This window comes from Sphingomonas aestuarii (assembly GCF_054457155.1).
Map to the genome: position 1 here is coordinate 275,314 of NZ_JBTKVV010000003.1, position 26,539 is coordinate 301,852.

The window sequence follows — 26,539 nt, forward strand, 5'->3', positions numbered from 1 at the left end:
CATGGTCAAATGACCGATGCTAGGCATTACCCAGGCAACTACCTGATTCGCCATCTCCAGTAGCAAAACGAGCGCTGGCGGTGAGAGATTCGATCTCGCGAACAGGCGGATTAGCCATTGCTCCGGGGGGTTCACGACGGCGGGGGCGTCGTGTGAACTGCTATCCGTCAGGGTAACCTGACCCGCCGAAACCCAATCGCACGTCGCGGGGCGGTCGCCGCCGCCCCGCGACGACCTATCGTCGACGCGCTCCCCTCGAAACTCTCGCTGCGCACCCCTATCTCCCCTCTGGCCCCTCCGTCAGAACAAAGCTAGAACCCCCGCATGAGCCTTACCCACATCTCCGTCCGCGGCGCGCGCGAGCATAATCTCAAAGGCGTGGACATCGACATCCCGCGCGATACGCTGACGGTCATCACCGGCCTGTCGGGCAGCGGCAAATCGAGCCTCGCCTTCGACACCATCTATGCCGAGGGGCAGCGCCGCTACGTCGAATCGCTCTCGGCCTATGCACGCCAGTTCCTGGAGATGATGCAGAAGCCCGATGTCGAGCATATCGAGGGGCTGAGCCCCGCGATCTCGATCGAGCAAAAGACCACCAGCCGCAATCCGCGCTCGACCGTCGCCACCGTCACCGAAATCTACGATTACATGCGGCTGTTATGGGCGCGGATCGGCATCCCCTATTCGCCCGCGACCGGAGAGCCGATCAGCGCCCAGACCGTCAGCCAGATGGTCGACCGCGTCCTCGCGCTCCCCGAAGGCACCCGCCTCTACCTCCTCGCCCCCGTCGTTCGCGGCCGCAAGGGCGAGTATAAGAAGGAACTGGCCGAGTGGCAGAAAGCGGGCTTCACCCGCGTCCGCATTGATGGCGAACTCTATGAAATCGACGAAGCCCCTTCGATCGACAAGAAATACAAGCACGACATCGAGGTCGTCGTCGACCGCCTGGTCGTCCATGCCGACATCGCCACGCGCTTGGCCGAAAGCTTCGAAGCCGCGCTGAAACTCGCCGACGGCCTGGCCTATGCCGACCTCGTCGACGCGGTCGTCCCCGGCCGCGAGGACGAAGCGTCCGATGCAGGTGCGATGAAGGGCGCGGGCATCCCCCCCAACCGCATCGTCTTCTCCGAACGCTTCGCCTGCCCGGTCTCGGGCTTCACCATCGCCGAGATCGAGCCCCGCCTCTTCTCCTTCAACGCCCCCCAGGGCGCCTGCCCCGCGTGCGACGGTCTGGGCGAGCGGATGGAATTCGACGCCGACCTCGTCGTCCCCAACCACGACCTCACCATCAAAAAGGGCGCGGTCGTCCCCTGGGCCAAATCGAACCCGCCCAGCCCCTATTACATGCAGGTATTGGGCTCGCTCGCGCGCGCCTATGACTTCAGCCTCGACACCGCGTGGAAGGATCTCGCCCCCGAACACCAGCAGGTCATCCTCCACGGCACCCGCGGCAAGCCCGTCACCCTCACCTTCGTCGACGGCCGCAAGTCGTATGACGTCAAGAAACCCTTCGAAGGCGTCATCGGCAACCTCAACCGCCGCCTGCTCCAGACCGAGAGCGCCTGGATGCGCGAGGAACTCTCCAAATATCAGGCGTCCCACGCCTGTGAGACCTGCCACGGCGCCCGCCTCAAACCCGAAGCGCTCGCGGTAAAGGTCGCCATGCGCGATATTTCCAGCGTCACGCGCCTGTCGGTGGTCGACGCCCTCGCCTGGTTCGCCGAACTCCCCGCGCAGCTCACCGGCCAGCAGGCGGAGATTGCCCGCGCCATCCTGAAGGAGATCGACGAGCGCCTCGGCTTTCTCAACAATGTCGGGCTCGACTATCTCAACCTCAACCGCACCTCCGGCACCCTGTCGGGCGGCGAGTCCCAGCGCATCCGCCTCGCGTCGCAGATCGGCTCCGGCCTGTCGGGCGTCCTCTATGTCCTAGACGAACCCTCGATCGGCCTGCACCAGCGCGACAACGACATGCTGCTCGCAACGCTGCGCCGACTGCGCGATCTCGGCAACACCGTGCTGGTGGTCGAACATGACGAGGATGCGATCCGCACGGCAGACTACGTCATCGACATGGGTCCGGGCGCGGGCGTCCATGGCGGCGAAATCGTCGCCCACGGCACGCTCAAGACCATCCTAAAATCGAAGAAATCGGTCACCGCCGATTACCTCAACGGCACCCGCGCCGTCCCCATCCCCGCGAAGCGCCGCAAGGGCAATGGCAAGAAGGTCACCGTCCACAACGCCACCGCCAACAACCTGACCGGCGTCACCGCGTCGATCCCGCTCGGCACCTTCACCTGCATCACCGGCGTATCGGGATCGGGCAAGTCGAGCTTCACCATCGACACGCTCTACGCCGCCGCCGCCCGCGCGCTGAACGGCGCGCGCATCCTCGCGGGCAAGCACGACAAGGTCGACGGGCTCCAGCATCTCGACAAGGTCATCGACATCGACCAGTCGCCGATCGGCCGTACCCCCCGATCCAACCCCGCGACCTATACCGGCGCCTTCACCAACATCCGCGACTGGTTCGCGGGGCTCCCCGAAGCACAGGCGCGCGGCTACAAACCCGGCCGTTTCAGCTTCAACGTAAAGGGCGGCCGCTGCGAAGCCTGCACCGGCGACGGCTTGCTAAAGATCGAGATGCACTTCCTCCCCGACGTCTATGTGACGTGCGACGTCTGCCACGGCGCGCGCTACAACCGCGAAACGCTGGAGGTGAAGTTCAAGGGGATGAGCATCGCCGACATACTCGACATGACGGTCGAGGACGCGGTCGAATTCTTCAAGGCCGTCCCCCCCATCCGCGACAAGATGGCGATGCTGGCCGAAGTGGGCCTCGGCTATATCAAGGTCGGGCAACAGGCGACGACGCTCTCCGGCGGCGAAGCCCAGCGCGTCAAACTCGCCAAGGAACTCGCCCGCCGCGCCACCGGCAACACGCTGTATATTTTGGACGAACCCACCACGGGGCTGCATTTCGAGGATGTGAGGAAGCTGCTCGAAGTGCTCCACGCGCTGGTCGAACAGGGCAACTCGGTCGTCGTGATCGAGCACAACCTCGACGTCATCAAGACCGCCGACTGGATTCTCGACCTCGGGCCGGAAGGCGGCGTGAAGGGTGGGGAGATTGTTGCGGAGGGCGTCCCCGAAAAGGTAGCCGCCGAACCAAAGAGCTTCACGGGCCGCTATCTCGCACCGCTGTTGCAGCGCGCGACCGGGGACGAGCCTGTCCTGAGCGAAGCCGACGCGTAAGCGTCGGTGGTGGCGAAGGGCCGGAGGAGGAGGTGAAAAAGCCGCAGAGCTTTACCGGGCGGTATTTGGCGCCGTTGTTGGGGGTGAAGGAGGCTGTGGCGGCGGAGTAGAATTATGGCTTCAAGACTTGAAGCTCTGGGAAGTAGCCTGTCATCCGATTGACGTCTGAGGTTATTAGCGGCGCGCCTTCAACGTCGGCATGAGCACCGATCACAAAATCGGGTAACACATTGTTCTTAGGGCCGGCATTTTGTTCTCTGTAGGTTTTGTATGCCTTGCCAGCACGAAAAAGTCCTGCGGTAGGGCATCGAACCAATGACAAGTCTAGTGATCTGACCACTTGCTCCGCGTCATCAACGGTATCCATGGCGACCGAAAGTTCGGCGAATACCATATCCGTTATCAACACGCGCCCTCGCGCTTTAGCTTCGTTGATGAGATTAGTACAAATTCCTCCGCGATTTGGGTCAGCGTTGAGAATATCTACAATAACATTGGTATCGACGAATGTTGCCATTAGCCCCTCGTGATTTTCATAAGGTCTTCCGCTGACATTTTCGGATTGATGTTCAAAGCCTTAAGGTGCGCCAATGCATCTTGCGTACGATTTCTTACGTAGCTTTCAACATCGAAATCTGAAGGTGGGCCTAACTCTTCAAAACCAGCTACGTATCGGGCGAGCATGGCGCAGGCTTGAGGGACAGCTTTAGAGAGCGTTGCGTCAAGCGGGTCCACCATAACCCACGGCTCATTAGATCCGAGATACTGGTTGATGTGAGGAATTAGGATCTGTTGGCGTTGATGAACGTATTCGACCGACCACCGATTGATGCCGCCGCATGCAGCGTATAATTTGCACAGGGGCTCGATCGCCAAAGTTCGGTCGAGGCTTGCTATTCCACTAAGACGGTCAAACCGAGAGCGATTCAGTCCGTCGATAAGGTCGTCCACTGACAATTCTGCGTTAAGTGCATGGCGTTCTGCAGACACCCTATCCAGCACAAGAAAAGTAGCATCCGCCCAAAGGCGAGTAACTTTTCCGTCTGAGAGACGGCTCAAACCACCGACCTTGAACATATAAGATAAGTTTGTTGCAAGTTTTCGAGATGTTTCACCCGTGTACCGAGGTGAGGATTTTATAAATCTCTCAATGTCATCAGCGTTTACCGAAGCTGTATCCCATTTTAGTTCGGTGGCCACGCGCTCGGTAATATAAAAGAATGCCCACGTCGCAGGGTACTTCTGCCATGCCTCCGCGCCCTTCCAACTACCAACATAGCTGGTGTTAAAAGCCAGCAACGCTAGAGCATCGAAGTCTTTATCGTGATCTCGAGTGAGAGCACTATAAGCCAACTCATCAATTAAGACGACACTTTCGCCATCGACTATGTCGTTGAGTAGGAAAAAATTCAAAGGAATAAAGTCTGGCCGTCCGAGGCTCGAAATACGTCGCCGGAACTCGGTTCGAGACACCGGCTCAATTCGTCCGTCAAACCCAACCCGGATAGCCTCATGAAGGTTGCGCAGGCCCTCATGAGAACGGCCCCACGAGAAATTCTTTGTAAAACTCCCGGGTCGCCATTGTGCATCAAGTTGAAGCATGACTTGTCCTTAGATCACTCTGCGGCTTCTGCTAGATCCAAATCCCCCGCCCGAGAATTATAAGAATATGTGTCCCATTCAATCTCATAGTCATCAGCTTGGTTCCCCCAACTCTCCCAACCAGGCCGCGAACCCCGTGCGAACAATTCGATGCGCTCCGCAGGACTGCACCGCTCAATAATATCATAAAGCTCGTCCGGTTTACGACTATGTTCCCGCTTCCGGGTCGCCAACAAGTTCACCTGACTTCGCGCCGGGGCGAGAGTTCGGGCCTTTTTCCCTCGTACGCCGAAAAGACATAGTTCCGTGACATTTCGAAAGTAAAATCCAACACCCCTCCCGTCAGATCCACCATCTTTACGGGTCTTGTGCCAAACAATATTCGACTTGTAGTTAAATCCCCACGCTTCCATCACCGCCAGCCCGTCTGGAAGGAGTGCATTCGGCACCCAAAGATATAGATGAGAAGGATCTGCTGCCACATCTGCCACGGGCATCTCCTTGATCTCTGACAGAGACATTGTTCCATACCGTGAAAGCCGCCGATGTTCGGGCGCGATTTTCCCAGTCCGATTTTGGAAGCGCCAAGGGGGGTCGGCCAGGATAGTTGAAAATTTGCGACCGGCCAAACCGGATGCAAATTCGTCGGCAACTGACTGAGACACTCAATTCGCTCCAATCCGGCAAGGAATGTGCGTTCTTCGCACACGGCGCTTGCAACGTGGCCTACCGCTAAAGCCATTATGTGCCAAACGCTAGCATCGAACCGTGGCGGGCCGACGCGGGAGTGGATCCCGCGTCGTCAGTCGGGGCTTTGCCCCCGCTGGCCGGCCGAAACCGCGCCTTCGCGCGGCCTCTTGCTTAGCTTCGCTAACCAAATCGGTAGTTTCGGCTTTCCCGGCATATCTACCCGGTCCTTCTTTCGCGAAAAGGACGCATCCCATGCCGAACGCGCTTGCCAGGCAACAGGTCGCACGCGCCGCCGCGCCCATCCGCGGCGTCGCCGATCATGCCGCCACCCACCCCGCCCCGACCATCGCTGACGAGTGGCAGGCGCATGTCGATGCCGGGCGGATCGGCAACCGTCCGCCGATGCCGCCCGCGATTCGCGCCAATCTCGCCCGCACCGAAGCCCTGTTCGCCTCCCTCGCAGCGGAGCGTTGTCGGTGACACGCCGATCTTGAAATGGGTGCGCGGCGATCGTTTCATTGAACGAACCGTTCGACGAACGTTTCGCGATGGATGGCGATGGCGAGCGGACAGTGCGACGCGCGCTCGATTGCACTCGCACAGCCGCGTGCCGGTGGCCCGGACCCGTGATGTCAGCCTTGGAAACCGGCTGACCGCGCGCGTCGGCCTTGCTACACGCGCGGCCAGATGCTCGATGAAGAAGGGGGCAGGGATGAAACCGACAGTTGCAGTTGCGATCGGTGCGGCGACCCTGCTCCTATCCGCTTGCGCCTCCCGCCCCGATTACCACCCCGTCTCCGATACGCCCGTCCGCATCGGCAAGCCCTATACGATCCGCGGCGTGACCCATGTGCCGCGGGCCGAGCCGGGGTATGACGTGCTGGGCTATGCCAGCTGGTACGGAAACGAGAGCGGGAATCAGACCGCCAACGGCGAGCGGTTTCGGCCCGGCTGGGTGACGGCGGCGCACAAGACACTGCCGCTGCCGACCTATGTCGAGGTGACGGCGCTAGATACCGGGCGGACGATCCTGGTGCGGGTCAACGATCGCGGGCCGTTTTCGCGCGGGCGGATCATCGACCTGTCGCGCGGGGCGGCGGAACAGCTGGGCATTCGGGCGGCCGGCCATGCGGCGGTGCGGGTGCGCGCGGTTGAGCCGAGCGAACGCGACCGCAAGCGGCTGCGCGAAGGCAAGGCGGCGGCGGAGCGACCCCGGATCGACGGACGCGTGCTCGACCATCTGCGCGGTCAGTTCGAAAGCGGCTTGCACTCCGGGCAGATCGAGCGGCAATGAGGGGCGCGGAATAACGGTTAATTGGGGTATTTACCGTGCCGATGATATATCTGCATTAACCTGGGGGCGTTATCTTGACCGACATGATCGATCCCGCGACGATTCCCGATACGCGCACCGGCACGCCGGTCGCGGTCGGATTGGGCGAGACCCAGCGGCAGCGGGCGATGATCGACGCGCTGTTCGCCGCCGGTCTCGACGGCGATCCGCTGGCGAGCCTGCATCCCGCGATCGACCGGTCGCTGGCCATGACCGGCATCGGGCTGTGGCAATGCTGCCTGGCCACCGAAAGGCTGCGCTGGAGCCAGGGGGTGTGGGATTTGTTCGCGATGGAGCGCGGCGAGGAACCGTCGCGCGGGCTGACGGTCGCGCACTACCTGCCCGAATCGCGGATCGAACTGGAAAGACTGCGGTCGCAGGCGATCGCGTCGGGGGGCAGTTTTCGCATGGACGCACGCATCATCGACGCGCGCGGCGAACTGCGCTGGATGAGGATATCGGCGCTGGTCGACACGTCCGGGCCGACCGCGCGGCTGCACGGGGTCAAGCAGGACATCACGGCCCAGCGCAGCGCAACCTGAACACCGCCACCCGCGTTGTCCCGGCTGGTACAGCGGGAGAGCGATGTGACGCAGGGCAGTCGGGTTTGGGATGTGGAGCGGTTGAGGCCGCTGCTCGAAGAGATCGTCGCCGATGTGCGGCGATGCGCGCCCGGCCTGTATGACAAAGCCGTCGCAGCGGCCGAGAACAAGGACAAAAAGCCCCCGAACAAGGGCGATTTCGACCAGTTCGGGATTGCGGTGTTAACCCGCGATGGCGAGATGGCGGCGGCGGGCAATGCCGGGGTCGCCTTTCCGATCCAGTCGATCTCCAAATTGTTCGCGCTCGAAGTGGCGCTGGCGGGACTGGGTGAGGCATTGTGGGACCGCGTCGGGCGCGAGCCGTCGGGCGATCCGTTCAATTCGATCATCGACCTGGAGCGGATGAAGGGAATCCCTCGCAATCCGTTCATCAATGCGGGTGCGCTGGTGGTGTGCGACGCGCTGGTGTCGCTGGCGACGCGCCGCCCATCGTTGCAGGTCGTGGATTTCGTGCGCGAAATGCTGGACGGCGACAACATCGAGCTGGACGAGGGCGTCGCGGGCAGCGGCAGGACCGGCGGGCATCTGAACCGATCGCTGATGAGCATGGCCAAGCACCACGGCAATCTCGACAACGACCTGGACGCGGTGATGGACGCCTATGCCACGCAATGCGCGATCCGTCTGGACGCGCGGGGGCTGGCGCGCGCCGGGCGCTTTTTGATGCACGACGATGCGGGCGAGGGGCCGGACGATGATCGCGGCGTCGCGGCGGCGAAACGCGCGCGGCGGATCATGGCGCTGATGATGCTGTGCGGCCAATATGACGGGTCGGGGGACTTTGCCTACCGCGTCGGCTTGCCAGCCAAATCGGGGGTAGGGGGCGGGATTCTCGCCATCGCCCCGCACCGCGCGTCGGTCGCGGTATTCTCCCCCGCGCTCGACCCGATGGGGAATAGCTGGCTGGGGACGTTGGGTCTCGAAATGCTTACCGACCGCACCGACTGGTCGGTGTTCGGAAGCGTGCGGACGCTGGGCTAAGCCGCCGTTAAGCCCGGATGCGATAAGGCGGGCTTTATCGCGCGCGCGTCCGGCGTTAGGCTGGGCGGATCGTCGCCCCTGTGGAGCCTGCCCTGTGATGTCGCCGCGTTTTTGCCTGTTGTTGCTCCCCCTGGCGCTCGCGGCGTGCGGTGGGCTGACCGAGGAGGAGCGGCGCGCCGCGATGGGCGGCGCGGCGGTGCCCGACGCGGGCGCGGCGGAGCGCGCGGCGGCGGCGTCGGAGGATGCCGATGCGCGGCGTCGCGAAGCGGCCGAGCGCGCCGAACTCGCACGCGCCGAAAAGGCCAAGGCCGAGGCGGATCGCCGCGCGGAACTGGTGGCGCTCGCCGCCCAGCAGCGCGCGCGGGCCGAATTTCCCGAAGGCGTCGACGAACTGGTGACGAGGGGTGAGGACGGCCCGGTGCTGGTGCGCGGCAACCCGCGCGACGACGAATGGGAAGAGCGGCGCTGGGCCGAAGCCGAGGATCGCCGTGCGCGCGCGATGCGCGACCGCGCCGATCGCTACGAGCGTCGCTACGAACGCGAAGCGCGCGCACGCGAGCGTCGCGAGGACCGGCTGCGCGAGCGCGGCTATTACGAGGAACGTTATGCCGACGAACGCTCGATGTCCCGGCGCGGGGCCGATGCGCGGCTGCGCGAAATGCAGCGCCGGAACCGCGAAATCCTGCGTGTCGAAAATGTGCCGCATGTCGATGATGCCAATGGATATCGCTGGTAGTTTACCCGGTTAGTTGACGGTATTTTTGCGAGCAGCGTGCCTGCCGCTAAACGCTTTCGAAACCGCGATCGTCATAATCGGCGATGATGGATGCGCTTTTTACTCCGGGTCTAGCGTTCTTATGCGGCGTCAATTGCTGGACGATCCTGCGCTTCTGGCAGGACAAGCGAAGCGCGACCGCAGGGCATCGCCGCATTCCGGAAGCCGACCTGCTGTGGCTGGCGCTGATCGGCGGATCGCCAGGCGCATTCGCAGCTCGCAGCCTGTTCCGACATAAAACGCGCAAAGAGCCGTTTTCGACGCGGCTTCAGATGATCGCGTCGCTTCAAATAGGGGCGCTGATCGGATTGGCCGTCACCTTTTGGTGAGCCGCCGCTGCCGTTACCGAAACGGCAGGATGCTTTCATACTGCTGGCGGTCGGGGGCACCGGGGACGGTCACCCCGTTTCTGAGCAGGAAGGCGTGGCGGACGATTTCGGCCTGTTGCTCCAGACCGTAGCGGCGGAGCGGCCAGCCCGGTTTGACGGTATAGTGATAGCGGCAAAAGGGATGGCGGGCGAGGGGCAGGCAGACGCCCGCCTGATGCTGCCACACATGCGTCATCTCATGAATGAAATGGCCCTGAAGCGACAGGCTGGCACAGCCGAAATCGTCGCAATAGGCGGGGCTTTGCGGGTGGAAATGGATGGTGCCGGTGGGGGCCATCGTCACTCGTTTCGGCTGGAAGAACGCCCATTTGTGGTTGGCGATGCGGGCTGCGGAATAGTCGATCGCGGTGCCGAACACGCTGCGCGCGAGGTCGATTTCGGCTGGGGTCAGAATGCGTTTTGCCATTGGGGTAGATGTGCGGCGGCGCGGGCGGGTGTGCAAGGTGTTGGTGCTGCTGTCCGGTCGTCATTGCAAGCGGAGCGAAGCAATCCAGCGTTGTGCGTGGGACACTGGATTGCTTCGCTGCGCTCGCAATGACGCTTTTGGGCGTAAGGTTTGGGGCGTAATCTAGAGCGCGAACCCGACAACGAAACGGCCGCCCGGCTGGAGAAGCCGGACGGCCGCAGATGCCTCACCCCCTACAGAGGGGCAGTCGGGCGCGTCGTTACGACGCGCTGGGGGCGAGGAAACCGCTCAATTCTTCTTTCGAGACACCCGAGCTGTTGTCGGCATCGGCCTGTGCGAATGCCTGACCGATCCAGCTCTGCGTTTCTGGCGCATCGGGCTGGATATTGGGTTCGCTTGCCGAACGCAGCGCCACCATCCACTCGCCGAACTGTTCTTCGTTCAGCTCGCCGGTCGAATCCTTGTCGTAGGTCGCAAACTGGGTTTCGACGAGCTGTTCGATCTGCTCGGGCGTTGCCGCCTGGCTGGTCGATGCATCGGCGCTGAGCGTCGATTCCGCCTCTGCCTGAACATCGCTTTCGGGCGCAGGGGTCATGGTCTGGTCAGGTGCGGGCACAGTGTCCTGCGTCATCGGTACGTCCTGTCCACCAGTCGCGTCCTGAACCGGCATGTCCTGGGCAAGTGCAGGCGAAGCAATGGCCATTGCACCGGCAAGAAAAGCATATTTCAACATCGGATTTCTCCTGTTATGGGCGGAACACACTGGGAGGAGTGCTCCTTGGAAACTGTGGCGTGATTGTCACGCCGCAAGTAGATTATGGGGTATTAAATGCTCCAAACCATGATTTGTCCCATCCACTAGCCCCTGCTAAGGCGCAGCTCGTCGCGGACTCGATCGATTCCTGCGATGAATCGATATTCAGCTTGTCAGAAAACGAGGTTGCTCGATGGTCCCCCGCTATGCCCGCCCCGACATGGTCGCCATCTGGGAACCGGCCACGCGCTTCCGCATCTGGTTCGAGATCGAAGCCTATGCCGCGCAGGCGATGGGGCAGGTGGGGATGATCCCGCAGACAAGCGCCGACGCGATCATGGCGGTTCTGGAGAATGACACGCTGGGCGAGATCGATGTCGAGCGGATCGACGCGATCGAGGCGGTGACCAAGCATGATGTGATCGCGTTCCTGACCTGGGTATCGGAAAAGGTCGGACCCGATGCGCGCTTCCTGCATCAGGGGATGACCAGTTCGGACGTGCTGGACACCGCGCTGGCGGTGCAATTGGGACGCGCGGCGGACCTCTTGATCGCCGATCTCGACAAATTGCTCGAAGTGCTGAAGCGCCGCGCGATCGAGCACAAGCTAACCCCCACCATCGGCCGCAGCCACGGCATCCATGCCGAGCCGGTGACGTTCGGGCTGAAGATGGCGCAGGCCTATGCCGAGTTCGCGCGCAACCGCGAGCGGCTGGTGGCGGCGCGCAAGGATGTCGCCACCTGTGCGATTTCGGGCGCGGTAGGGACGTTCGCCAATATCGATCCGCGGGTGGAAGCGCATGTCGCGGCCAAGCTGGGGCTGTCGGTCGAGCCGGTATCGACCCAGGTGATTCCGCGCGACCGCCATGCGATGTTCTTCGCGACGCTGGGCGTTATCGCATCGTCGATCGAGCGGCTGGCAACCGAAGTGCGCCATTTGCAACGGACCGAAGTGCTGGAGGCGGAGGAATATTTTTCGCCCGGTCAAAAGGGCTCATCGGCGATGCCGCACAAGCGCAACCCGGTCCTGACCGAGAATCTGACGGGTCTGGCGCGGATGGTGCGTGGCTATGTCACGCCCGCGCTGGAGAATGTCGCGCTATGGCACGAACGCGACATCAGCCATTCGTCGGTCGAACGCTATATCGGGCCGGACGCGACGATCACGCTCGATTTCGCCTTGGCGCGGCTGACGGGGGTGATGGACAAGCTGGTCATCTATCCCGAGCGGATGCAGAAGAATCTCGACCGCATGGGTGGCCTCGTCCATTCGCAGCGCCTGCTGCTGGCGCTGACGCAGGCCGGGGTCAGCCGCGAGGACGCCTATACGCTGGTTCAGCGCAACGCCATGAAGGTATGGGAATCGGACGGCGCGTTGTCGCTGCTCGATCTGCTCAAGGCCGATCCGCAAGTGACCGCCGCGCTGTCCGAGGCGGAGATCGAGGACAAGTTCGATCTCGGCTATCATTTCCGTCAGGTCGATACGATCTTCGCCCGCGTGTTCGGCGAATGAAACAGGCGCATCGACGGCTGCGCGAGGCCACAGCCCGCGCGCACGAGGCGGTCGATGCGGTGTTCGGCGGATATGACCTGACCGATCGCGACGGCTATGTGCGGTTCCTATCGGCCCATGCCGCGGCGATGGTGCCGCTGGAGGCGGCGCTGGATGCCGCGGGGGCGGAGCGCGTGACGGCGGATTGGGAGATGCGCAAGCGCGGGGATCTGATCCTTGCGGACTTGGCGGCATTGGGGAGCAACCGCGCTCAGGCTGGGCCTGACGAAGCCGGGTGGATTTCAACACCCATCGACACGCTCAGGGTGAGCGCGGAGCGCGGGGCGGGGGCGGCGGATCTGCTCCCCACCCTCGCGGGCGTCCTCTACGTCGTCGAAGGCTCCCGCCTGGGCGGCAAATTTCTCGCCAGACGCGTGCCGGCGGAATTTCCCAAATCTTATCTTGATGCACATCAACCATCTGGGAACTGGGCCAATTTACTGGCATCGATCGACGCGATCCTTTACGACCAAGACCGGACTGAAATTGCCGTCGGTGCTGCGCTTTCCACATTTTCGATGTTCGAACGCGCCGGTAAGGATTGGCTTGTGAAAGAGTAAGTGTGTCGACAACCGGTTTCGATGTGGACCTGACCAACTGCGACCGGGAACCGATCCACGAACTTGGCGCGATCCAGCCGTTCGGGTTTCTGATCGCGCTGTCCCCCGACTGGTTGATCAAACGAGCATCGGCCAATGTTGGCGATGTGTTCGGCAAATCGGCCGACGATCTGCTCGGCACCCATGCCTCCGACCATCTGGGCGAAGAGGCGGTCCACACCATCCGCAATCGGCTGACCCTGTTGCGCGGGGCCGATGCGATCGAGCGCGTGTTCGGCGTCAAGATTCCCACGATCGACGGCACCCGCCGCTATGATTTCGCGCTGCACATGGTCGACGATACGATCGTGCTGGAGGGCGAGGCATCGTCAGCGTCGCCGCTGGGCGATACCGCCAGCACGATCCGCGCGATGATGGCGCGGCTGGACCAGGCGGGTAGCCTGCCCGACCTGTTTCGCGAAGGCGCGCGTCAGGTGCGGGCACTCACCGGGTTCGACCGGGTCATGGTCTATCGCTTCGATCACGACGGTTCCGGCACTGTCGTGGCGGAAGCCGCACGATCGGGGATCGGCAGCTTCCTCAACCTGCGCTATCCGGCGACCGATATTCCGGCCCAAGCCCGAAAACTCTATATCCGCAACCCGTTCCGGATCATCTCTGATGTCGCAGCCCAACCGGTTGCGATCCTCCCCAAGCTGGACGAGCGCGGGGCACCGATTGACTTGTCGCTGTCGATCCTGCGCGCGGTGTCGCCCATCCATATCGAATATCTGACCAATATGGGCGTGGGTGCTTCGCTGTCGATTTCGATCATCGTCGACGACAAATTATGGGGGCTGTTCGCGTGCCACCATTACAGCCCGCGCCGCCCCGATTTCGAACGGCGATCGGTCGCCGAACTGTTCGGCCAGATGTTCGCCCTGAAACTGGAAAGCCGTGAGCGAGCGACGCTGTCGGACTATGAAACTACGGCGCGCACGACCGGCGACCGGTTGATCGCCGCGGTCGCAGGCGATGCCGGGCTGCTCGAAGACCCCGAATGGCTGGGCGACCAGATGCGCAGCGTCGTGCCGTGCGACGGAATCGCGATTTCGGTCGATGGCCAGGTCGCCCTGTCGGGCAACGTCCCGCCGGCCGCTGCCATCCCGGCAATCGTCCGCCGCCTGAACGCGATGGCGTCGGGCCGGGTGTTCGCCACCGACCATCTGGCCGAAGTGCTTCCCGCCGCCGAGGACTATCAGGGCGTTGCCGCCGGACTGCTGGCGATTCCGGTGTCGCGATCCCCGCGCGATTACGTGCTGCTGTTCCGTCAGGAAAAGGTGCGGACGGTCCATTGGGCGGGCGATCCGCACAAGCCCGCCGAATGGGGACCGAACGGCCCGCGCCTGTCGCCGCGCAAGAGCTTCGAGGCGTGGAGCCAAGAAGTGCGGGGGCGCAGCGAAAGCTGGACCGACCCGGAACGCCGCGTCGCGGAGATGCTGCGCGCCGCGCTGATCGAGGTGGTGCTGCGCCTGTCCGACGACGTGCGCGAGGAACGGCGCAAGGCGAACGAGCGCCAGGAACTGCTGATCGCCGAACTCAACCACCGCGTCCGCAACATCCTGTCGCTGATCCGCGGGCTGGTCCGCCAGTCGCGCGATCCGGGTCAGGACACCAAGGCCTATATCGCGATGCTCGAAGGCCGGATCGAGGCGCTTGCCCGCGCGCACGACCAGATCACCAAGGACAACTGGTCGCCTGCGCCGCTGCGTCGCCTGATCGAGACCGAGGCCGCCGCCTATCTGGGCGGTCGCGCGGGTCGGGTGACGCTGGACGGCGGGGCGGCGCTGCTCAAGCCCCAGGCGTTTTCGACGCTGGCGCTGGTCGTCCACGAACTGATGACCAATTCGGCCAAATATGGCGCGCTTTCGGACAGCGGCACCGTGGCGGTCAGATGGTGGCTGGACGACGAGGGCGACCTGCATATCGAATGGCGCGAGCGCGGCGGCCCTGCGGTCACCCCGCCGACCCGGCAGGGGTTCGGATCGACGATCATTCAGCGGTCGATCCCCTATGACCTGGGCGGCGCTGCCGATATCCGCTACGTGACGACCGGCATGGAGGCGGAATTCTGCGTCCCCGCCCGCCACATCGTGATGGGCGAGCAGACGCCCGAACAGGCGAATGCCGATGTCGAGGCGTATCGCGCTCAACTCGACACGCCGCCGCTATCCAGCGGCGGATCGGTTCAGCGTCCGCTTTCGGGCAATGTGCTTCTGGTCGAGGACAGCCTGATCATCGCGATGGATGCCGAGGATATTCTGAACGCGCTCGGCGCGACCCGCGTGGTCACCGTCGCCACCATCATGCACGCGCTCGACGAACTGGCGGCGGGCGATTTCCAGATCGCGGTGCTCGACGTCAATCTGGGCAGCGAGACCAGCCTGCCGATCGCCGATGCAGCGCGTGCCAGGGGCCTGCCGGTGATCTTTGCGACGGGGTATGGCGACCAGCTGAACCTGCCCGACGATCTGTCGGGGACGCCGGTGGTGCAGAAACCCTATACCAGCGGCAACCTCGCCGATGCGCTGGCGACGGCGCTGGGCGGCTAGGGCGGGAAGCGGGTCGGGGTGGGCGCTGCGAAATTGCATCAACGCTAAAATCGTCATTGCGAGCGCAGCGAAGCAATCCAGTGCCCCACGAACCTTCGCTGGCTTGCTTCGCTGCGCTCGCAATGACGAGGGGGGCAGGAATGTCGTTCAGTTCGGCGTAAGCGATGGCCATCGTAACCATCGTCATCCCGGCCTTGTGCCGGGGGCCACTGCGCCGCTTGCGGTGGTTGGCGATGAACAAGATCGGCGCCTGCCGCCCGGCGGACCCCGGCCCAAAGGCCGGGGTGACGGAGATGATCAGCCCAGCGCCGCCTTGATCTTGGCGAAAAAGCCGTTGGCGTTGGGGCATTCCTCGCCGGTTTCGGTTTCGCGGAACGCCTCCAGCAGCTCGCGCTGCTTGGTGGTCAGCTTGCGCGGCATTTCGACATCGATATGGACGACCAGATCGCCGCGTCCGCGCCCTTGCAGTACCGGCATCCCGAAACCGCGCTGGCGCAGCTCGCGGCCCGACTGGATGCCCGCAGGGATGTGGATGGTGTGGATTTCGCCGTCGAGGCCGGGGATGTCGATATCGCCGCCCAGCGCCGCCGTCGTGAAACTGACCGGCATCCGTGCATGCAGCGTGGTGCCCGACCGTTCGAACAGCGCGTGCCGCTGGACGTGCAAGAAAATGTAGAGATCACCCGGAGGCGCGCCGCGTGCGCCCGCTTCGCCCTCGCCGCTCAACCGGATGCGCGTGCCTTCGTCGACGCCTGCGGGGATGTTGACGGTCAGCGTCTTGGTCTTGTCGACGCGGCCTTCCCCCAGACACGTTTCGCACGGGTCGGAAATCACCTGGCCCGCGCCGTGACAGGTAGGGCAGGCGCGTTCGACGACGAAGAAACCCTGCTGCGCGCGCACCTTGCCGTGGCCGTTGCAGGTGTTGCAGATGCGCGCCGAGGTGCCGGGCTTGGCGCCGGTTCCGTCGCAGCCATCGCACTGGCCGGAGACATCGACGGTGATCTCGGTCGATTTGCCGTGGAAGGCATCCGACAGGCTGATTTCCATGTCGTAGCGCAGGTCGGCGCCGCGACGCGGGCCGGCGCGGCCACCGCCGGCGCGACCGCCGCCCATGAATTCGCCGAACACGCTTTCGAAAATGTCGCTGAAACCGCCGAAATCCTGCGCGCCCGCATGGCCGTTCGCGCCGTTCACCCCGGCATGGCCGTAACGGTCATACAGCGCGCGCTTCTGCGGATCGCGCAGGCAGTCATAGGCTTCGCTGACCGCCTTGAACTTGGCTTCGTGATCCTTGCACCCGCCATTCTTGTCGGGGTGATATTTCATCGCGAGCTTGCGGTACGCGGATTTGAGCGTCGCCCCGTCCGCATCGCGCGAACAGCCGAGCAGTTCGTAATAGTCGATCTGGGTGGTCATTTACGCGGCCCCCGCCTTGCCCTCCCGTCACTCCTGCGAAAGCAGGAGTCTCGTGCGGCAAGAGCGAGCCCTTGCGGCATGAGATGCCAGCTTTTGCTGGCATGACGGGAAACAGGCATCACTTACGCTTTCTGGTTGTCGTCCACTTCCGAGAATTCGGCATCGACGACATCCTCGCTGGCACCGTCGCCACCAGCGTCGGCACCGTCGGAAGGCGAAGCCTCCGATTGCGCCTGCTTCTCATAGATCGCCTGGCCGAGCTTCATCGCGACCTGCGCCAGCGCCTGGCTTTTTTCGGTCATCTGCTCGGGATCGTTCGATTCGACGGCGGTCTTGGCTTCCGCGATCGCCGCTTCGATCTCGGACTTGAGCGATGCGTCGACCTTGTCGCCATTGTCGGCAAGCTGGCGCTCGGTCGTGTGGATCAGGCTTTCGGCGTTGTTCTTCGCCTCGGCCGCCGCACGGCGCTTCTTGTCTTCCTCGGCGAACTGTTCGGCGTCGCGGACCATACCCTCGATATCGGCGTCCGACAGACCGCCCGATGCCTGGATGCGGATCTGCTGTTCCTTGCCGGTGCCCTTGTCCTTGGCGCTGACGTTGACGATGCCGTTGGCGTCGATGTCGAACGTGACCTCGATCTGCGGCACGCCGCGCGGTGCAGGGGGAATGCCGACCAGATCGAACTGGCCCAGCATCTTGTTGTCCTGCGCCATTTCGCGTTCGCCCTGGAACACGCGGATGGTCACCGCCTGCTGATTGTCGTCAGCAGTCGAATAGACCTGGCTCTTCTTGGTCGGAATCGTCGTGTTGCGGTCGATCATCTTGGTCATGATCCCGCCCAGCGTCTCGATGCCCAGCGACAAGGGCGTCACGTCGAGCAGCAGCACGTCCTTGACGTCGCCCTGCAAGACACCCGCCTGGATCGCCGCGCCGATGGCGACGACTTCATCCGGGTTGACGCCGACATGCGGTTCCTTGCCGAAGAAATCCTTCACGACCTGCCGGACCTTGGGCATGCGGGTCATGCCGCCGACCATCACGACTTCGTCGATGCCGTCATTCTTGACGCCCGCATCGGCCATCGCTTTCTTCAACGGCGTCAGCGTGCGCTGGATCAAATCCTCGACCAGACGCTCGAGATCGGTGCGGCTGATCGACTTGACCAGATGCTTCGGACCGTTCGCATCGGCGGTGATGAAGGGCAGGTTGACCTCGGTCGTGGCGGCCGAGGACAGTTCGATCTTCGCCTTTTCGGCGGCTTCCTTCAGACGCTGGAGCGCCAGCTTGTCCTTGGTGAGGTCGATGCCCTCATCCTTCTTGAACCCGTCGGCCAGATACTGGACCAGCTTGGCGTCGAAATCCTCGCCGCCCAGGAAGGTGTCGCCGTTGGTCGCCTTCACCTCGAACACGCCGTCGCCGACTTCGAGGATCGAGATGTCGAACGTGCCGCCGCCAAGGTCATAGACCGCGATCGTCTTGTTCTCGTTCTTGTCGAGACCATAGGCGAGCGCGGCCGCCGTCGGCTCGTTGATGATGCGCAGCACTTCGAGGCCGGCGATCTGGCCGGCGTCCTTGGTCGCCTGACGCTGGGCGTCGTTGAAATAGGCGGGGACGGTGATGACCGCCTGCGTCACGGTTTCGCCGAGATAGCTTTCGGCGGTTTCCTTCATTTTCTGAAGGATGAACGCGCTGATCTGCGACGGCGAATAATCCTCGCCGCCCGCCTTGACCCAGGCGTCGCCATTCTTGCCCTTGACGATGTCATAGGGGACGAGTTCGGTGTCCTTCTTGGTCACCGGATCGTCGAAGCGGCGGCCGATCAGGCGCTTGACCGCAAACACGGTGTTGTCGGGATTGGTCACCGCCTGACGCTTGGCAGGCTGGCCGATCAGCCGCTCGCCATCTTTGGCGAACGCGACGATCGACGGCGTGGTGCGCGCGCCTTCCGCATTTTCGATGACCTTGGGCTTGCCGCCTTCCATGACGGCAACGCAGCTGTTGGTGGTGCCCAGATCGATACCGATTACTTTAGCCATAGTCCCTCATTGGCCCCCGGTTACAAAAGGTTAAGGTGCCCGCACCCCCGAATGGGCGACGCGAGCGTGTCTGGAGGGCGATATAGGTGGGGTAATCCTTGCCGCAAGACGGCCGCGCGATTAGGGGAATCGCATTGGTTTCCCCGCACCCAAAAAAGGACGCTTTCATGCGCTTTCTGGTCGCCCTCACCCCGCTTGCCCTGATCGCCTGCGGCACGCCCGCCACCGACAATGCGGCCGCGCCTGAGGAAAATGCGGCGGCAACCGTTACAAGCGCGACGCCCACCGTGTCGAACGCCTGGGTCCGTCTGCCCGCGGTGCCCGGTCGCCCGGCGGCGGCCTATTTCACGCTGAACGGCGGCACGGCGGACGATGCGGTGGTGTCGGTGGCGACGCCCGCTGCCCAGCGCACCGAACTGCACGAAAGCATGGAACAGGGCGGCGTGATGTCGATGGCCGCGATTGAGAACGTCCCGCTGGGCGCAGGCGCGGCGATGGATTTCGCGCCGGGTGGCAAGCATGTCATGCTGTTCGACGTCTCGGGCGATCTCGCGGCGGGCGGCACCACCGAGTTGACGGTCACGTTCCGCGATGCGCCCGCGGTGACGGTTCAGGCGGCCTTGGTCGCACCGGGTGGGGACGCGCCTGCGCGGTAACGGTTCGCCGTTGCGAGCATCGCAACGCGATCCAGCTCGGCGCGGTGCACGCTGGATTGCTTCGCTGTGCTTGCAATGGCCGCGGGGTTGGCGAGAGGTCCGTTACAGCAACCCCATCGCCCGCATACTGCTGTGCCCGCTCGCGCCGATGATGACATGGTCGTGGACCGCGATGCCCAAATGCTTGCCCGCCTGGACGATCGCCTTTGTCAAATCGATATCGGCGCGGCTGGGCTTGGGATCGCCCGAGGGGTGGTTGTGAACCAGGATCATCGACGCGGTGCCCAGATCGATCGCGCGGCGGATGACTTCGCGGACATGGAGGGCGGCCTGGTCGATCGACCCTTCGGCCACCAGCTCGTCGCGGATCAGGCGGTTGGCGGTATTCAGGTGGAGGATGCGAATGCGCTCGGTCACCTGATACGCCATGTCGGCATGGAGATAGTCGATCAGCGTCTGCCAGTTGGACAGGATCGGCTGCTCCGCTACCCGCGCCGCCAGCATCCGCATGGCGGTGGCGTGGGCGATGCGGATTGCCGCGACCGAGGTTTCGCCCATGCCTGGGACGCGCATCAGCGCCTCCGCATCCGCTGCCATCACCCCGCCGATGCCACCGAACTGGTGGAGCAGCGCCTTTGCCAGCGGCTTGGTGTCCTTGCGCGGAATCGCGAGCGCGAGGAGATATTCGATCAGTTCGTGGTCGAGCAGGCCCGACCCTTCGCGTTCGAACAGACGCGCGCGCAATCGCTGGCGATGGCCTGAATTACCGGTTTCGGGAACGTTCATGCAGGAATGAGGATTAAGCGAGCCGACGGCGTCGTGCAATCGCAAGTGCTTGACCTGAAGCCTTGAGGTCGTGACGAAGGCTGTTTGTGTCGAGAGGGAAGTAGCCGCGGTTGAGCGATGAGCCGGAAGATCTGGGGGAGGCGATCCGTGAAGGACGGATTGCCTGGCCTCCCATGTCGCGTCGTCGCAAGATCGCGTTCGCCTTTGCGGGCGTGTCGCTGGCAGCGATGATCGGCGTGTGGACCCAGCGCCACGGCATTGCCGAGAATTTCGTCGAGTCCGAACTTGCCAAGCGCGATGTCGAGGCCACCTATGTCATCGATCAGATCGGGTTCGGCACCCAGCGGCTGACCGATCTGGTGATCGGCGATCCCGCCCGCCCCGATCTGGTCGCCGATTGGGTCGAGGTGCAGACCAGCATCGATCTGGGTGGGATCGAGGTGACCGGGGTACGCGCGGGCCAAGTGCGGATTCGCGGGCGGCTGGTCGACGGCAAGCTGGCGTTGGGTGAGATCGACAAATTGCTGCCGCCGCCATCGGGCAAGCCGTTTTCGCTGCCCGACATCAATGCCGATGTCGCGGATGCGCGGATGCGGCTGGAGACGCCTTACGGACTGGTAGGCGTCAAGCTGGCGGGGGCAGGGCGGCTGAACGATGGCTTTGCAGGCCGCGCGGCGGCGGTGTCCGAGCGGCTGGAGATTGGCAATTGCATCGGCGAGCGCGTCGCGACGACGGCGGAAATCACCATCGAGGATGCGCGGCCGACGCTGAACGGCCCGCTGCGTGCGGCATCGTTCGGATGCGGAGAGGCGCAGGCCCGGTTCGTCGAGATCGCACTGAACGCGACGCTGGGCGAGGCGCTTGATCGCTGGCAGGGCACTGCGCGGATGCAGGTGCAACGCGCGTCGATGGGTAGGCAACGAGTCGACGGAATTACCGGCACGGTCAGCTTTTCGGGCAGCGCGCAGGCGACGACGGGTGCGGTGGACCTCGCGTCGCGCGGCTTTGCGGTTGAGGGCGTGAGCGGGGCGGCGCTGTCGGTCGATGGACGCTATCGGGCGGGAACGCGCGGGCTGACCTGGCAGGGCGGGGTGGGCGCGCGGGGCGCGAGCTTGGCCCCCGCCAGCGTCCGGCGCATCGCATCCTCGCTGTCGGCGGCGCAAGGCACGCCGGTCGCGCCGCTGGCGATCGAGCTGGGCCGCGCGCTGGTCGCGGCAGGACGACGGTTTGATTTCACCAGCGAGATCCAGGCGCGGCTGGTGGGCGGTGAGGGCGAGTTCCGGCTGGCGCGGCTCGATGCCAATGCCGCCAGCGGTGCGCGCGCGACCGTGTCCGACGGACAGGGTGTGCGCTATCGCTGGGGCGGTGAGCGCCGCGCGGGCATGACGCTCGACGGCATGTTGACGCTGGCGGGCGGTGGCTTGCCGCAGGGTGTGGTGCGAATGGCGCAGGCTGCACCTTTCGCGCCGGTCACCGGGACCGCAATTCTGTCCCCCTATGCCGCCAACGGCGCAGCGCTGGCGATGACGCCCGTCGATTTCTCCGCGACGGCCGATGGGCGGACGCGGATTACCACGCGCGCGACCCTGTCGGGACCATTTTCAGGCGGCCGCGTGGATGGGCTGGTGATGCCGATCGACGCGCGCTGGGGCGGTGGAACGGCGCTGACCGTCAATCCGGGATGTGTGCCGGTGGCGTTTCAGCGGTTGCAGGTGTCCGGGCTGACGCTCGATCCGTCGCGGATGACGGTTTGCCCCGAAGGATCGGCGATGGTGCGGCTGGATGGTCGCGCGATGAGCGGCGGAATGCGGCTGGCGAACACGCGATTGGGCGGGCGGCTGGGCGGAACGCCGGTGACGATCGCGACACAGGCGGCGCGCTATTTCCTGGCCGACAACCGGTTTGCGCTGTCGGGCGTCGAGACGCGGCTGGGCGCGAGCGAGCGGGTCTCACGGCTCGATATCGCCGACCTCGACGGGCGCGTGGTCGGCGGGCGGATTGACGGTCGCTATGCGGGCGGAGCGGGCCAGATCGGCAATGTGCCGCTGCTGCTGTCGGAGGCGGCGGGCGACTGGTCGCTGGCGGACGGGTTGCTGAGCGTCGGCGGCACGCTGATGGTCGCCGATGCCGCGCCCGACCCGCGCTTCGTGCCGCTGCGCGGCGAGAATGTCGCGCTGAGCTTACGCGGCAACGACATCCGTGCGACCGGGGTGCTCATCAATCCCGACAAGCGCGTGAAGGTCGCCGATATCGATATCGTCCACGATCTGGGCGCAGGGGCGGGCGAGGCCAATCTGGACGTCACCGGCATCACCTTCAGCGACGACTTCCAGCCGGAGGAGCTGACTCGCCTGACCTTCGGCGTGATCGCCGATGTGCAGGGCGCCATCGCGGGCGATGCGCGGATCGCCTGGTCGCCGCAAGCCGTGACCTCGACCGGAGTGTTCGCCACCGAGAACATGGATTTGGCCGCCGCGTTCGGGCCGGTCGAAGGGATTTCGGGAAAGATCGAGTTCACCGATCTCCTGAACCTTGTCTCCGCCCCCGGACAGTCGGCGGCGATCGCGGTGGTCAATCCGGGAATCGCGGTCGAAAACGGGATCGTCCGCTATCAACTGATCGGCGACCAGAAGGTCCAGGTGCTTGGCGGCGAATGGCCGCTCGCCGGGGGCAGGATGATCCTCGAACCGACGCTGCTCGACTTTTCGCAGACGACCGAGCGGCGCATGACCTTCCGCGTCGAGGGAGTCGATGCCGCGCAGTTCGTCCAGCAATTCGAATTCGACAATCTGCTCGTCACCGGCATTTTCGACGGCGAACTGCCGATGATCTTCGACGAGCGCGGCGGGCGGATCGAGGGCGGCAAGCTGGTGGCGCGGGAAGGGGGCGGCAACGTCGCCTATGTCGGTGAGATCAGTCAGGAAAATCTCGGCACCTGGGGCAATCTCGCGTTCGATGCGCTGAAATCGCTCGATTATCAGAATCTGGCGATCAGCATCGACGGCCCGATCGCCGGCGAAATGGTGACCGCGATCCGCTTTGCCGGGGTCAGCCAGGGTGAGGGCGCGAGTTCGAATTTCATCACCCGGCGGCTGGCGCGGCTGCCGATCGTGTTCAATCTGCGGATCAAGGCGCCGTTCCGGCAATTGCTCGATTCGGTGCGCAGCTATTACGATCCCCGGCGGTTGATCGAACGCAATCTGCCCGCATTGCTTGATGCGCAGGAACGCCGCGAAAACGAAGACGACGTGCCGGATGCGGTTCGTCGCGAAATGGAAACGGGCGATCCCGTTCAGCCCCCCGAAAGCGAGGAAATGCCATGAGCGGTTCAGGAAATGGGAAAGGATTGATGATGGCGGCGACTTTGGTCGCGGTCGGATCGACTGGTCTTGGCGGATGCGTGACGGTGAATGCGCCCGACAAGCCGATCGAAATCAACCTGAACATCAACATCACTCAGGAAGTGGTGTATAGACTGGATGGTGAGGCAAAGGCCCTCATCGAACAGAATCGAGGAATTTTCTGATGCGTAAGGTGACCAAGATGCTGATGACGCTGGGGGCCGCGGCGATGGCCGCGACCGGCGCAGTCGGCGTGGCGCACGCACAGCGCGACCCGGCATACGAGGCGGCGCGCGAAGCGGGGCAGGTCGGCGAACAGATTGACGGCTATCTGGGCATCGTCGGCACGGCGACCCCGGCGCTGCGCGCGATGGTCAACGACATCAACATCAAGCGCAAGGCGGCCTATACAAGGCGCGCGGCCAATTCGGCTTCGGTCGAGCAATTCGCCTTCGTATCGGGCTGCAACCTGATCGCGCGGACGGCGCCGGGGGAGAAATATCAGGCGCCCGACGGATCGTGGCAGACGCGCGGGAGTGGGCCGCCGCAGCGTGACCCGCGTTGTGTGTGAGTTGCTTAGGGTTGAAGGACGCGAGAGGCCGGGGTGGAAGCTCCGGCCTTTTTTCGTGTGGCCGATTCTCATCCCGTCACCCCGGACTTGTTCCGGGGTCCACCGGGCGGCAATCCGGATCGCTCGAAATATACGCCCGAGTAAGCGGCATAGTGGACCCCGGAACAAGTCCGGGGTGACGGATGGGGTTACTCCCCCGCTGCGAAATCCGCACGGTATTCGGTGCGGATCAGCGGGAGCAGTTCCGCCGAAACCGGCACCGTGATGCGGTAACCCGGCCCGGTTTCGCCGAGACCCTCCGCCGGGAAATGCGTCGACAGTCGCGTAATCAGCGCGCCGCCACCCGCTTCCCACGCAAAATGCCCGGCCTTCACCCCGGGGCAGGGGCTGCGGGCGCGGTCGAAGCCGTGTTCTCTTGCGCGGGCCGCCTCCAGCGTTTCACAGAACCCCGTCTCGATCAGCGCCAGCGCCGCGACCGGATCGGTGAACAGGCGTTCGGCGGTCAGCGGGCGTTCGCCGCGTGTATCCCACAACACGGCGTCGGTGCGGAGCAGCGCATCCGTTTGCGTGGGCGCGACGCGTTCGGCGGCCACCGCGATCAGGCGATTGGTCCTGGCAGTCACGCGCCAGTCCTTGCGCCAGCCGCGCGACGCCTGCGATCCCTTGGCGGCCGCTTCCATCACCGCGCGCCCGCGTGCGGCGTCGGCATCGAGCAGCGCGACCAGCCCGGCATGGTCGCGGGCGGCAGGCGCAATGGTGTGGACCACCCGGCCCGGCTCCGACGAAGGCGCAGCTGACGTTACGGCATCCGCAACGTTCGCGGCGGACCCGGCGGTGTTGTCCGCATCGCTTGCATCCCCGCAGGCGGCGAGCAGCGCGAGGGCGGGCAGGGCGGCGAAGCGCAGGCTGTTGCAAAGGGGCGACATCCCCGTGTCAATGCGACGACAGGTGGTGCGCTGGCAAGGTTGACTCGAAGGGGGACCGTTTCTAAACGGGCCGCGCCTTGGCGGGCTCGTTCCTTCGTACCTGATCCCTGCCCGCGCCGCTTTGCCGCGGCCTTGCGGAGACGATCATGGCGAATGAAGAGCCCGGACTAGACCCCCTCCCGGAGGACGCCCGAATCACGTCGCTCAACCAGCGGCTCGACAAGGCGAAGACCGAAGAGGCGATCCGGTCGGGACGGGCGCGCGACAAGGGTCAGGACGACGAACGTCTGGGCCAGCGCGTGCTTGCCGAACTGATCGGCGGGATGGTCGGCGGTGCGCTGGTCGGGTGGGTGCTCGACCGGTTTCTGGGCACCTCCCCGTGGCTCCTGCTGGCGCTGCTCGGTCTGGGGATCGCGGGCGCCTTCAGGAACATCATCCGGCTTTCCAACAAGCGCTCGAAGTGATTTCGGGCGCTTTGGTCAAATGGCTTAAGGACTAGAACTGAGCGTGGCGGAGCAAGGCAAGATCGACCCGATGCACCAGTTCGAGGTGCAGACCGTCTGGGAAGGTTTCTCGATCGCAGGGCAGCAGATCGCCGTCACCAATTCGGCGGTGTGGATGGTCGCGACCGTGATCGCGCTGTGGGCATTCATGCTCGGCGGCATGAAGCAGCAGGTCGTCCCCGGTCGCTGGCAGATGATGGTCGAGGGGTTCACCGGCTTCATCGACAATCTGCTGAAGGCGAATATCGGCGCGGAAGGGCGGAAATATCTGCCCTATGTCTTCTCGCTGTTCATGTTCATCCTGTTCGCCAACCTTATCGGCTTGCTTCCGCTGGGCCTTGTAGGTCTGCACCCCTTCACCGTGACCAGCCATTTCACGGTCACCGGCGTGCTCGCGATCCTCAGCTTCGGCATCGTCCTGATCGTCGGCTTCTGGAAGCACGGCTTTCACTTCTTCTCGCTGTTCGTGCCGCACGGCACGCCGATGCTGCTCTTGCCGCTCATCTTCGTGATCGAGCTGGTGTCGTTCATGGTCCGTCCGTTCAGCCTGGCGCTGCGACTGTTCGTCGCGATGACCGCGGGACACATCCTGCTCAAGGTGCTGGCGAGTTTCGTCGTCGCCGGTGGCCAGGCCGGGATCGGCACGGGCCTGCTGGTGGGTATCCCCAGCTTTGCGCTGATGATCGGCGTGTCCGCGCTCGAACTGCTGGTCGCGGGCATCCAGGCCTATGTCTTCGCGCTGCTGACGTCGCTGTACATCAACGACGCCGAGCATCTGCACTGAGTTTCGTTTTCAAGTCGTAACAAC

General features: G+C 64.0%; 25 protein-coding genes. 16 read left to right on the top strand and 9 right to left on the bottom strand.

Features of this window, described 5'->3' with window-relative positions; translation table 11 throughout:
- Positions 1 to 324 precede the first annotated feature (324 nt).
- A complete protein-coding gene (gene uvrA / locus ACX0GZ_RS07260; RefSeq protein ID WP_458814860.1) occupies positions 325 to 3,261 on the top strand; it encodes an excinuclease ABC subunit UvrA in 2,937 nt (978 codons plus the stop codon).
- A 112-nt stretch (positions 3,262 to 3,373) separates the two neighbouring features.
- Here uvrA and ACX0GZ_RS07265 read toward each other — a convergent pair whose 3' ends face one another.
- Genes ACX0GZ_RS07265 through ACX0GZ_RS07275 form a run of 3 tightly spaced genes read right to left on the bottom strand, consistent with a single transcriptional unit; the run spans position 3,374 to position 5,528 of the window.
- Complete coding sequence (locus ACX0GZ_RS07265) at positions 3,374 to 3,778, bottom strand: type II toxin-antitoxin system VapC family toxin (protein ID WP_458814862.1); 405 nt, start codon at positions 3,776 to 3,778, stop codon at positions 3,374 to 3,376.
- A complete protein-coding gene (locus ACX0GZ_RS07270) occupies positions 3,778 to 4,863 on the bottom strand; it encodes a hypothetical protein (RefSeq protein WP_458814864.1) in 1,086 nt (361 codons plus the stop codon). Before ACX0GZ_RS07270 ends, ACX0GZ_RS07265 begins: the two co-directional genes overlap by 1 nt.
- A gap of 14 nt (positions 4,864 to 4,877) precedes the next feature.
- A complete protein-coding gene (locus ACX0GZ_RS07275) occupies positions 4,878 to 5,528 on the bottom strand; it encodes an MT-A70 family methyltransferase (protein ID WP_458814866.1) in 651 nt (216 codons plus the stop codon).
- A 277-nt stretch (positions 5,529 to 5,805) separates the two neighbouring features.
- On the opposite strand from ACX0GZ_RS07275, the gene ACX0GZ_RS07280 reads away from it, so the two are divergent.
- From ACX0GZ_RS07280 to ACX0GZ_RS07305, 6 genes are all read left to right on the top strand, one after another.
- The gene (locus ACX0GZ_RS07280; protein ID WP_458814868.1) at positions 5,806 to 6,033 is read left to right on the top strand and encodes a hypothetical protein; all 228 of its coding nucleotides are present in this window, start codon (positions 5,806 to 5,808) and stop codon (positions 6,031 to 6,033) included.
- A gap of 214 nt (positions 6,034 to 6,247) precedes the next feature.
- Positions 6,248 to 6,847, top strand: coding sequence for a septal ring lytic transglycosylase RlpA family protein (locus ACX0GZ_RS07285; protein WP_458815266.1), 600 nt, complete (start codon positions 6,248 to 6,250; stop codon positions 6,845 to 6,847).
- 74 nt (positions 6,848 to 6,921) lie between these two features.
- Positions 6,922 to 7,428 carry a hypothetical protein gene (locus ACX0GZ_RS07290; RefSeq protein WP_458814870.1) on the top strand — a complete coding sequence of 169 codons (507 nt, stop codon included), beginning with the start codon at positions 6,922 to 6,924 and terminating at the stop codon, positions 7,426 to 7,428.
- Between the two features lie 45 nt (positions 7,429 to 7,473).
- Positions 7,474 to 8,469 carry a glutaminase A gene (glsA, locus tag ACX0GZ_RS07295; protein ID WP_458814872.1) on the top strand — a complete coding sequence of 332 codons (996 nt, stop codon included), beginning with the start codon at positions 7,474 to 7,476 and terminating at the stop codon, positions 8,467 to 8,469.
- 97 nt (positions 8,470 to 8,566) lie between these two features.
- Positions 8,567 to 9,205 (top strand): hypothetical protein, encoded by a 639-nt coding sequence (locus tag ACX0GZ_RS07300; protein ID WP_458814874.1) that lies wholly within the window; start codon positions 8,567 to 8,569, stop codon positions 9,203 to 9,205.
- 83 nt (positions 9,206 to 9,288) lie between these two features.
- Positions 9,289 to 9,573: a DUF1294 domain-containing protein gene (locus ACX0GZ_RS07305; protein WP_458814876.1), complete on the top strand. Its 285-nt coding sequence runs from the start codon at positions 9,289 to 9,291 to the stop codon at positions 9,571 to 9,573.
- 13 nt (positions 9,574 to 9,586) lie between these two features.
- Here the strand turns inward: ACX0GZ_RS07305 and ACX0GZ_RS07310 are convergent, their stop codons facing one another.
- Both ACX0GZ_RS07310 and ACX0GZ_RS07315 read right to left on the bottom strand, forming a co-directional pair.
- Positions 9,587 to 10,039: a vgr related protein gene (locus ACX0GZ_RS07310; RefSeq protein ID WP_458814878.1), complete on the bottom strand. Its 453-nt coding sequence runs from the start codon at positions 10,037 to 10,039 to the stop codon at positions 9,587 to 9,589.
- A 259-nt stretch (positions 10,040 to 10,298) separates the two neighbouring features.
- Positions 10,299 to 10,772: an EF-hand domain-containing protein gene (locus tag ACX0GZ_RS07315; protein ID WP_458814880.1), complete on the bottom strand. Its 474-nt coding sequence runs from the start codon at positions 10,770 to 10,772 to the stop codon at positions 10,299 to 10,301.
- Positions 10,773 to 10,986: 214 nt separating this feature from the next.
- Here ACX0GZ_RS07315 and purB point away from each other — a divergent pair, with 214 nt between their 5' ends.
- From purB to ACX0GZ_RS07330, 3 genes are read left to right on the top strand one after another with little or no spacing between them, the layout of a single operon-like run.
- Complete coding sequence (purB, locus tag ACX0GZ_RS07320; RefSeq protein ID WP_458814882.1) at positions 10,987 to 12,306, top strand: adenylosuccinate lyase; 1,320 nt, start codon at positions 10,987 to 10,989, stop codon at positions 12,304 to 12,306.
- A complete protein-coding gene (locus ACX0GZ_RS07325; protein ID WP_458814884.1) occupies positions 12,303 to 12,905 on the top strand; it encodes a biliverdin-producing heme oxygenase in 603 nt (200 codons plus the stop codon). The genes purB and ACX0GZ_RS07325 overlap by 4 nt, the downstream gene beginning before the upstream one ends.
- A gap of 23 nt (positions 12,906 to 12,928) precedes the next feature.
- Complete coding sequence (locus ACX0GZ_RS07330; RefSeq protein ID WP_458814886.1) at positions 12,929 to 15,496, top strand: HWE histidine kinase domain-containing protein; 2,568 nt, start codon at positions 12,929 to 12,931, stop codon at positions 15,494 to 15,496.
- A gap of 297 nt (positions 15,497 to 15,793) precedes the next feature.
- Here the strand turns inward: ACX0GZ_RS07330 and dnaJ are convergent, their stop codons facing one another.
- Positions 15,794 to 16,912 (bottom strand): molecular chaperone DnaJ, encoded by a 1,119-nt coding sequence (gene dnaJ / locus ACX0GZ_RS07335; RefSeq protein ID WP_458814888.1) that lies wholly within the window; start codon positions 16,910 to 16,912, stop codon positions 15,794 to 15,796.
- A 122-nt stretch (positions 16,913 to 17,034) separates the two neighbouring features.
- On the bottom strand, positions 17,035 to 18,948 hold the full coding sequence (gene dnaK / locus ACX0GZ_RS07340) for a molecular chaperone DnaK (RefSeq protein ID WP_458814890.1): 1,914 nt from the start codon (positions 18,946 to 18,948) through the stop codon (positions 17,035 to 17,037).
- A gap of 167 nt (positions 18,949 to 19,115) precedes the next feature.
- On the opposite strand from dnaK, the gene ACX0GZ_RS07345 reads away from it, so the two are divergent.
- The gene (locus ACX0GZ_RS07345) at positions 19,116 to 19,604 is read left to right on the top strand and encodes a copper chaperone PCu(A)C (protein ID WP_458814892.1); all 489 of its coding nucleotides are present in this window, start codon (positions 19,116 to 19,118) and stop codon (positions 19,602 to 19,604) included.
- Positions 19,605 to 19,706: 102 nt separating this feature from the next.
- On the opposite strand, the gene radC is transcribed toward ACX0GZ_RS07345, so the two are convergent.
- Positions 19,707 to 20,390 (bottom strand): RadC family protein, encoded by a 684-nt coding sequence (gene radC, locus ACX0GZ_RS07350; RefSeq protein WP_458814894.1) that lies wholly within the window; start codon positions 20,388 to 20,390, stop codon positions 19,707 to 19,709.
- A gap of 173 nt (positions 20,391 to 20,563) precedes the next feature.
- On the opposite strand from radC, the gene ACX0GZ_RS07355 reads away from it, so the two are divergent.
- The 3 genes from ACX0GZ_RS07355 to ACX0GZ_RS07365 are packed head-to-tail and all read left to right on the top strand — an operon-like array spanning position 20,564 to position 24,302.
- A complete protein-coding gene (locus tag ACX0GZ_RS07355) occupies positions 20,564 to 23,713 on the top strand; it encodes a YdbH domain-containing protein (RefSeq protein WP_458814896.1) in 3,150 nt (1,049 codons plus the stop codon).
- Entirely contained in the window at positions 23,710 to 23,916 is a 207-nt protein-coding gene (locus tag ACX0GZ_RS07360; protein WP_458814898.1) for a YnbE family lipoprotein, read from the top strand. The genes ACX0GZ_RS07355 and ACX0GZ_RS07360 overlap by 4 nt, the downstream gene beginning before the upstream one ends.
- On the top strand, positions 23,916 to 24,302 hold the full coding sequence (locus ACX0GZ_RS07365; RefSeq protein ID WP_458814900.1) for a YdbL family probable chaperone protein: 387 nt from the start codon (positions 23,916 to 23,918) through the stop codon (positions 24,300 to 24,302). Before ACX0GZ_RS07360 ends, ACX0GZ_RS07365 begins: the two co-directional genes overlap by 1 nt.
- 188 nt (positions 24,303 to 24,490) lie before the next feature.
- On the opposite strand, the gene ACX0GZ_RS07370 is transcribed toward ACX0GZ_RS07365, so the two are convergent.
- Positions 24,491 to 25,228: a hypothetical protein gene (locus ACX0GZ_RS07370; protein WP_458814902.1), complete on the bottom strand. Its 738-nt coding sequence runs from the start codon at positions 25,226 to 25,228 to the stop codon at positions 24,491 to 24,493.
- 146 nt (positions 25,229 to 25,374) lie between these two features.
- Here ACX0GZ_RS07370 and ACX0GZ_RS07375 point away from each other — a divergent pair, with 146 nt between their 5' ends.
- Complete coding sequence (locus ACX0GZ_RS07375; protein ID WP_458814904.1) at positions 25,375 to 25,692, top strand: AtpZ/AtpI family protein; 318 nt, start codon at positions 25,375 to 25,377, stop codon at positions 25,690 to 25,692.
- A 43-nt stretch (positions 25,693 to 25,735) separates the two neighbouring features.
- Positions 25,736 to 26,515, top strand: a complete 780-nt coding sequence (locus ACX0GZ_RS07380) for a F0F1 ATP synthase subunit A (protein ID WP_458814906.1) — start codon at positions 25,736 to 25,738, stop codon at positions 26,513 to 26,515.
- Positions 26,516 to 26,539 lie beyond the last annotated feature (24 nt).

Coding starts and splice junctions, on each gene's coding strand:
- ACX0GZ_RS07315 (WP_458814880.1), bottom strand. CDS start 10,772: ATGTTGAAATATGCTTTTCTTGCCGGTGCAATGGCCATTGCTTCGCCT.
- ACX0GZ_RS07325 (WP_458814884.1), top strand. CDS start 12,303: ATGAAACAGGCGCATCGACGGCTGCGCGAGGCCACAGCCCGCGCGCAC.
- radC (WP_458814894.1), bottom strand. CDS start 20,390: ATGAACGTTCCCGAAACCGGTAATTCAGGCCATCGCCAGCGATTGCGC.
- ACX0GZ_RS07265 (WP_458814862.1), bottom strand. CDS start 3,778: ATGGCAACATTCGTCGATACCAATGTTATTGTAGATATTCTCAACGCT.
- ACX0GZ_RS07280 (WP_458814868.1), top strand. CDS start 5,806: ATGCCGAACGCGCTTGCCAGGCAACAGGTCGCACGCGCCGCCGCGCCC.
- dnaK (WP_458814890.1), bottom strand. CDS start 18,948: ATGGCTAAAGTAATCGGTATCGATCTGGGCACCACCAACAGCTGCGTT.
- ACX0GZ_RS07345 (WP_458814892.1), top strand. CDS start 19,116: ATGCGCTTTCTGGTCGCCCTCACCCCGCTTGCCCTGATCGCCTGCGGC.
- ACX0GZ_RS07360 (WP_458814898.1), top strand. CDS start 23,710: ATGAGCGGTTCAGGAAATGGGAAAGGATTGATGATGGCGGCGACTTTG.
- dnaJ (WP_458814888.1), bottom strand. CDS start 16,912: ATGACCACCCAGATCGACTATTACGAACTGCTCGGCTGTTCGCGCGAT.
- ACX0GZ_RS07310 (WP_458814878.1), bottom strand. CDS start 10,039: ATGGCAAAACGCATTCTGACCCCAGCCGAAATCGACCTCGCGCGCAGC.
- ACX0GZ_RS07355 (WP_458814896.1), top strand. CDS start 20,564: ATGTCGCGTCGTCGCAAGATCGCGTTCGCCTTTGCGGGCGTGTCGCTG.
- ACX0GZ_RS07270 (WP_458814864.1), bottom strand. CDS start 4,863: ATGCTTCAACTTGATGCACAATGGCGACCCGGGAGTTTTACAAAGAAT.
- purB (WP_458814882.1), top strand. CDS start 10,987: ATGGTCCCCCGCTATGCCCGCCCCGACATGGTCGCCATCTGGGAACCG.
- ACX0GZ_RS07375 (WP_458814904.1), top strand. CDS start 25,375: ATGGCGAATGAAGAGCCCGGACTAGACCCCCTCCCGGAGGACGCCCGA.
- ACX0GZ_RS07370 (WP_458814902.1), bottom strand. CDS start 25,228: ATGTCGCCCCTTTGCAACAGCCTGCGCTTCGCCGCCCTGCCCGCCCTC.
- ACX0GZ_RS07365 (WP_458814900.1), top strand. CDS start 23,916: ATGCGTAAGGTGACCAAGATGCTGATGACGCTGGGGGCCGCGGCGATG.
- uvrA (WP_458814860.1), top strand. CDS start 325: ATGAGCCTTACCCACATCTCCGTCCGCGGCGCGCGCGAGCATAATCTC.
- ACX0GZ_RS07285 (WP_458815266.1), top strand. CDS start 6,248: ATGAAGAAGGGGGCAGGGATGAAACCGACAGTTGCAGTTGCGATCGGT.
- ACX0GZ_RS07300 (WP_458814874.1), top strand. CDS start 8,567: ATGTCGCCGCGTTTTTGCCTGTTGTTGCTCCCCCTGGCGCTCGCGGCG.
- ACX0GZ_RS07305 (WP_458814876.1), top strand. CDS start 9,289: ATGATGGATGCGCTTTTTACTCCGGGTCTAGCGTTCTTATGCGGCGTC.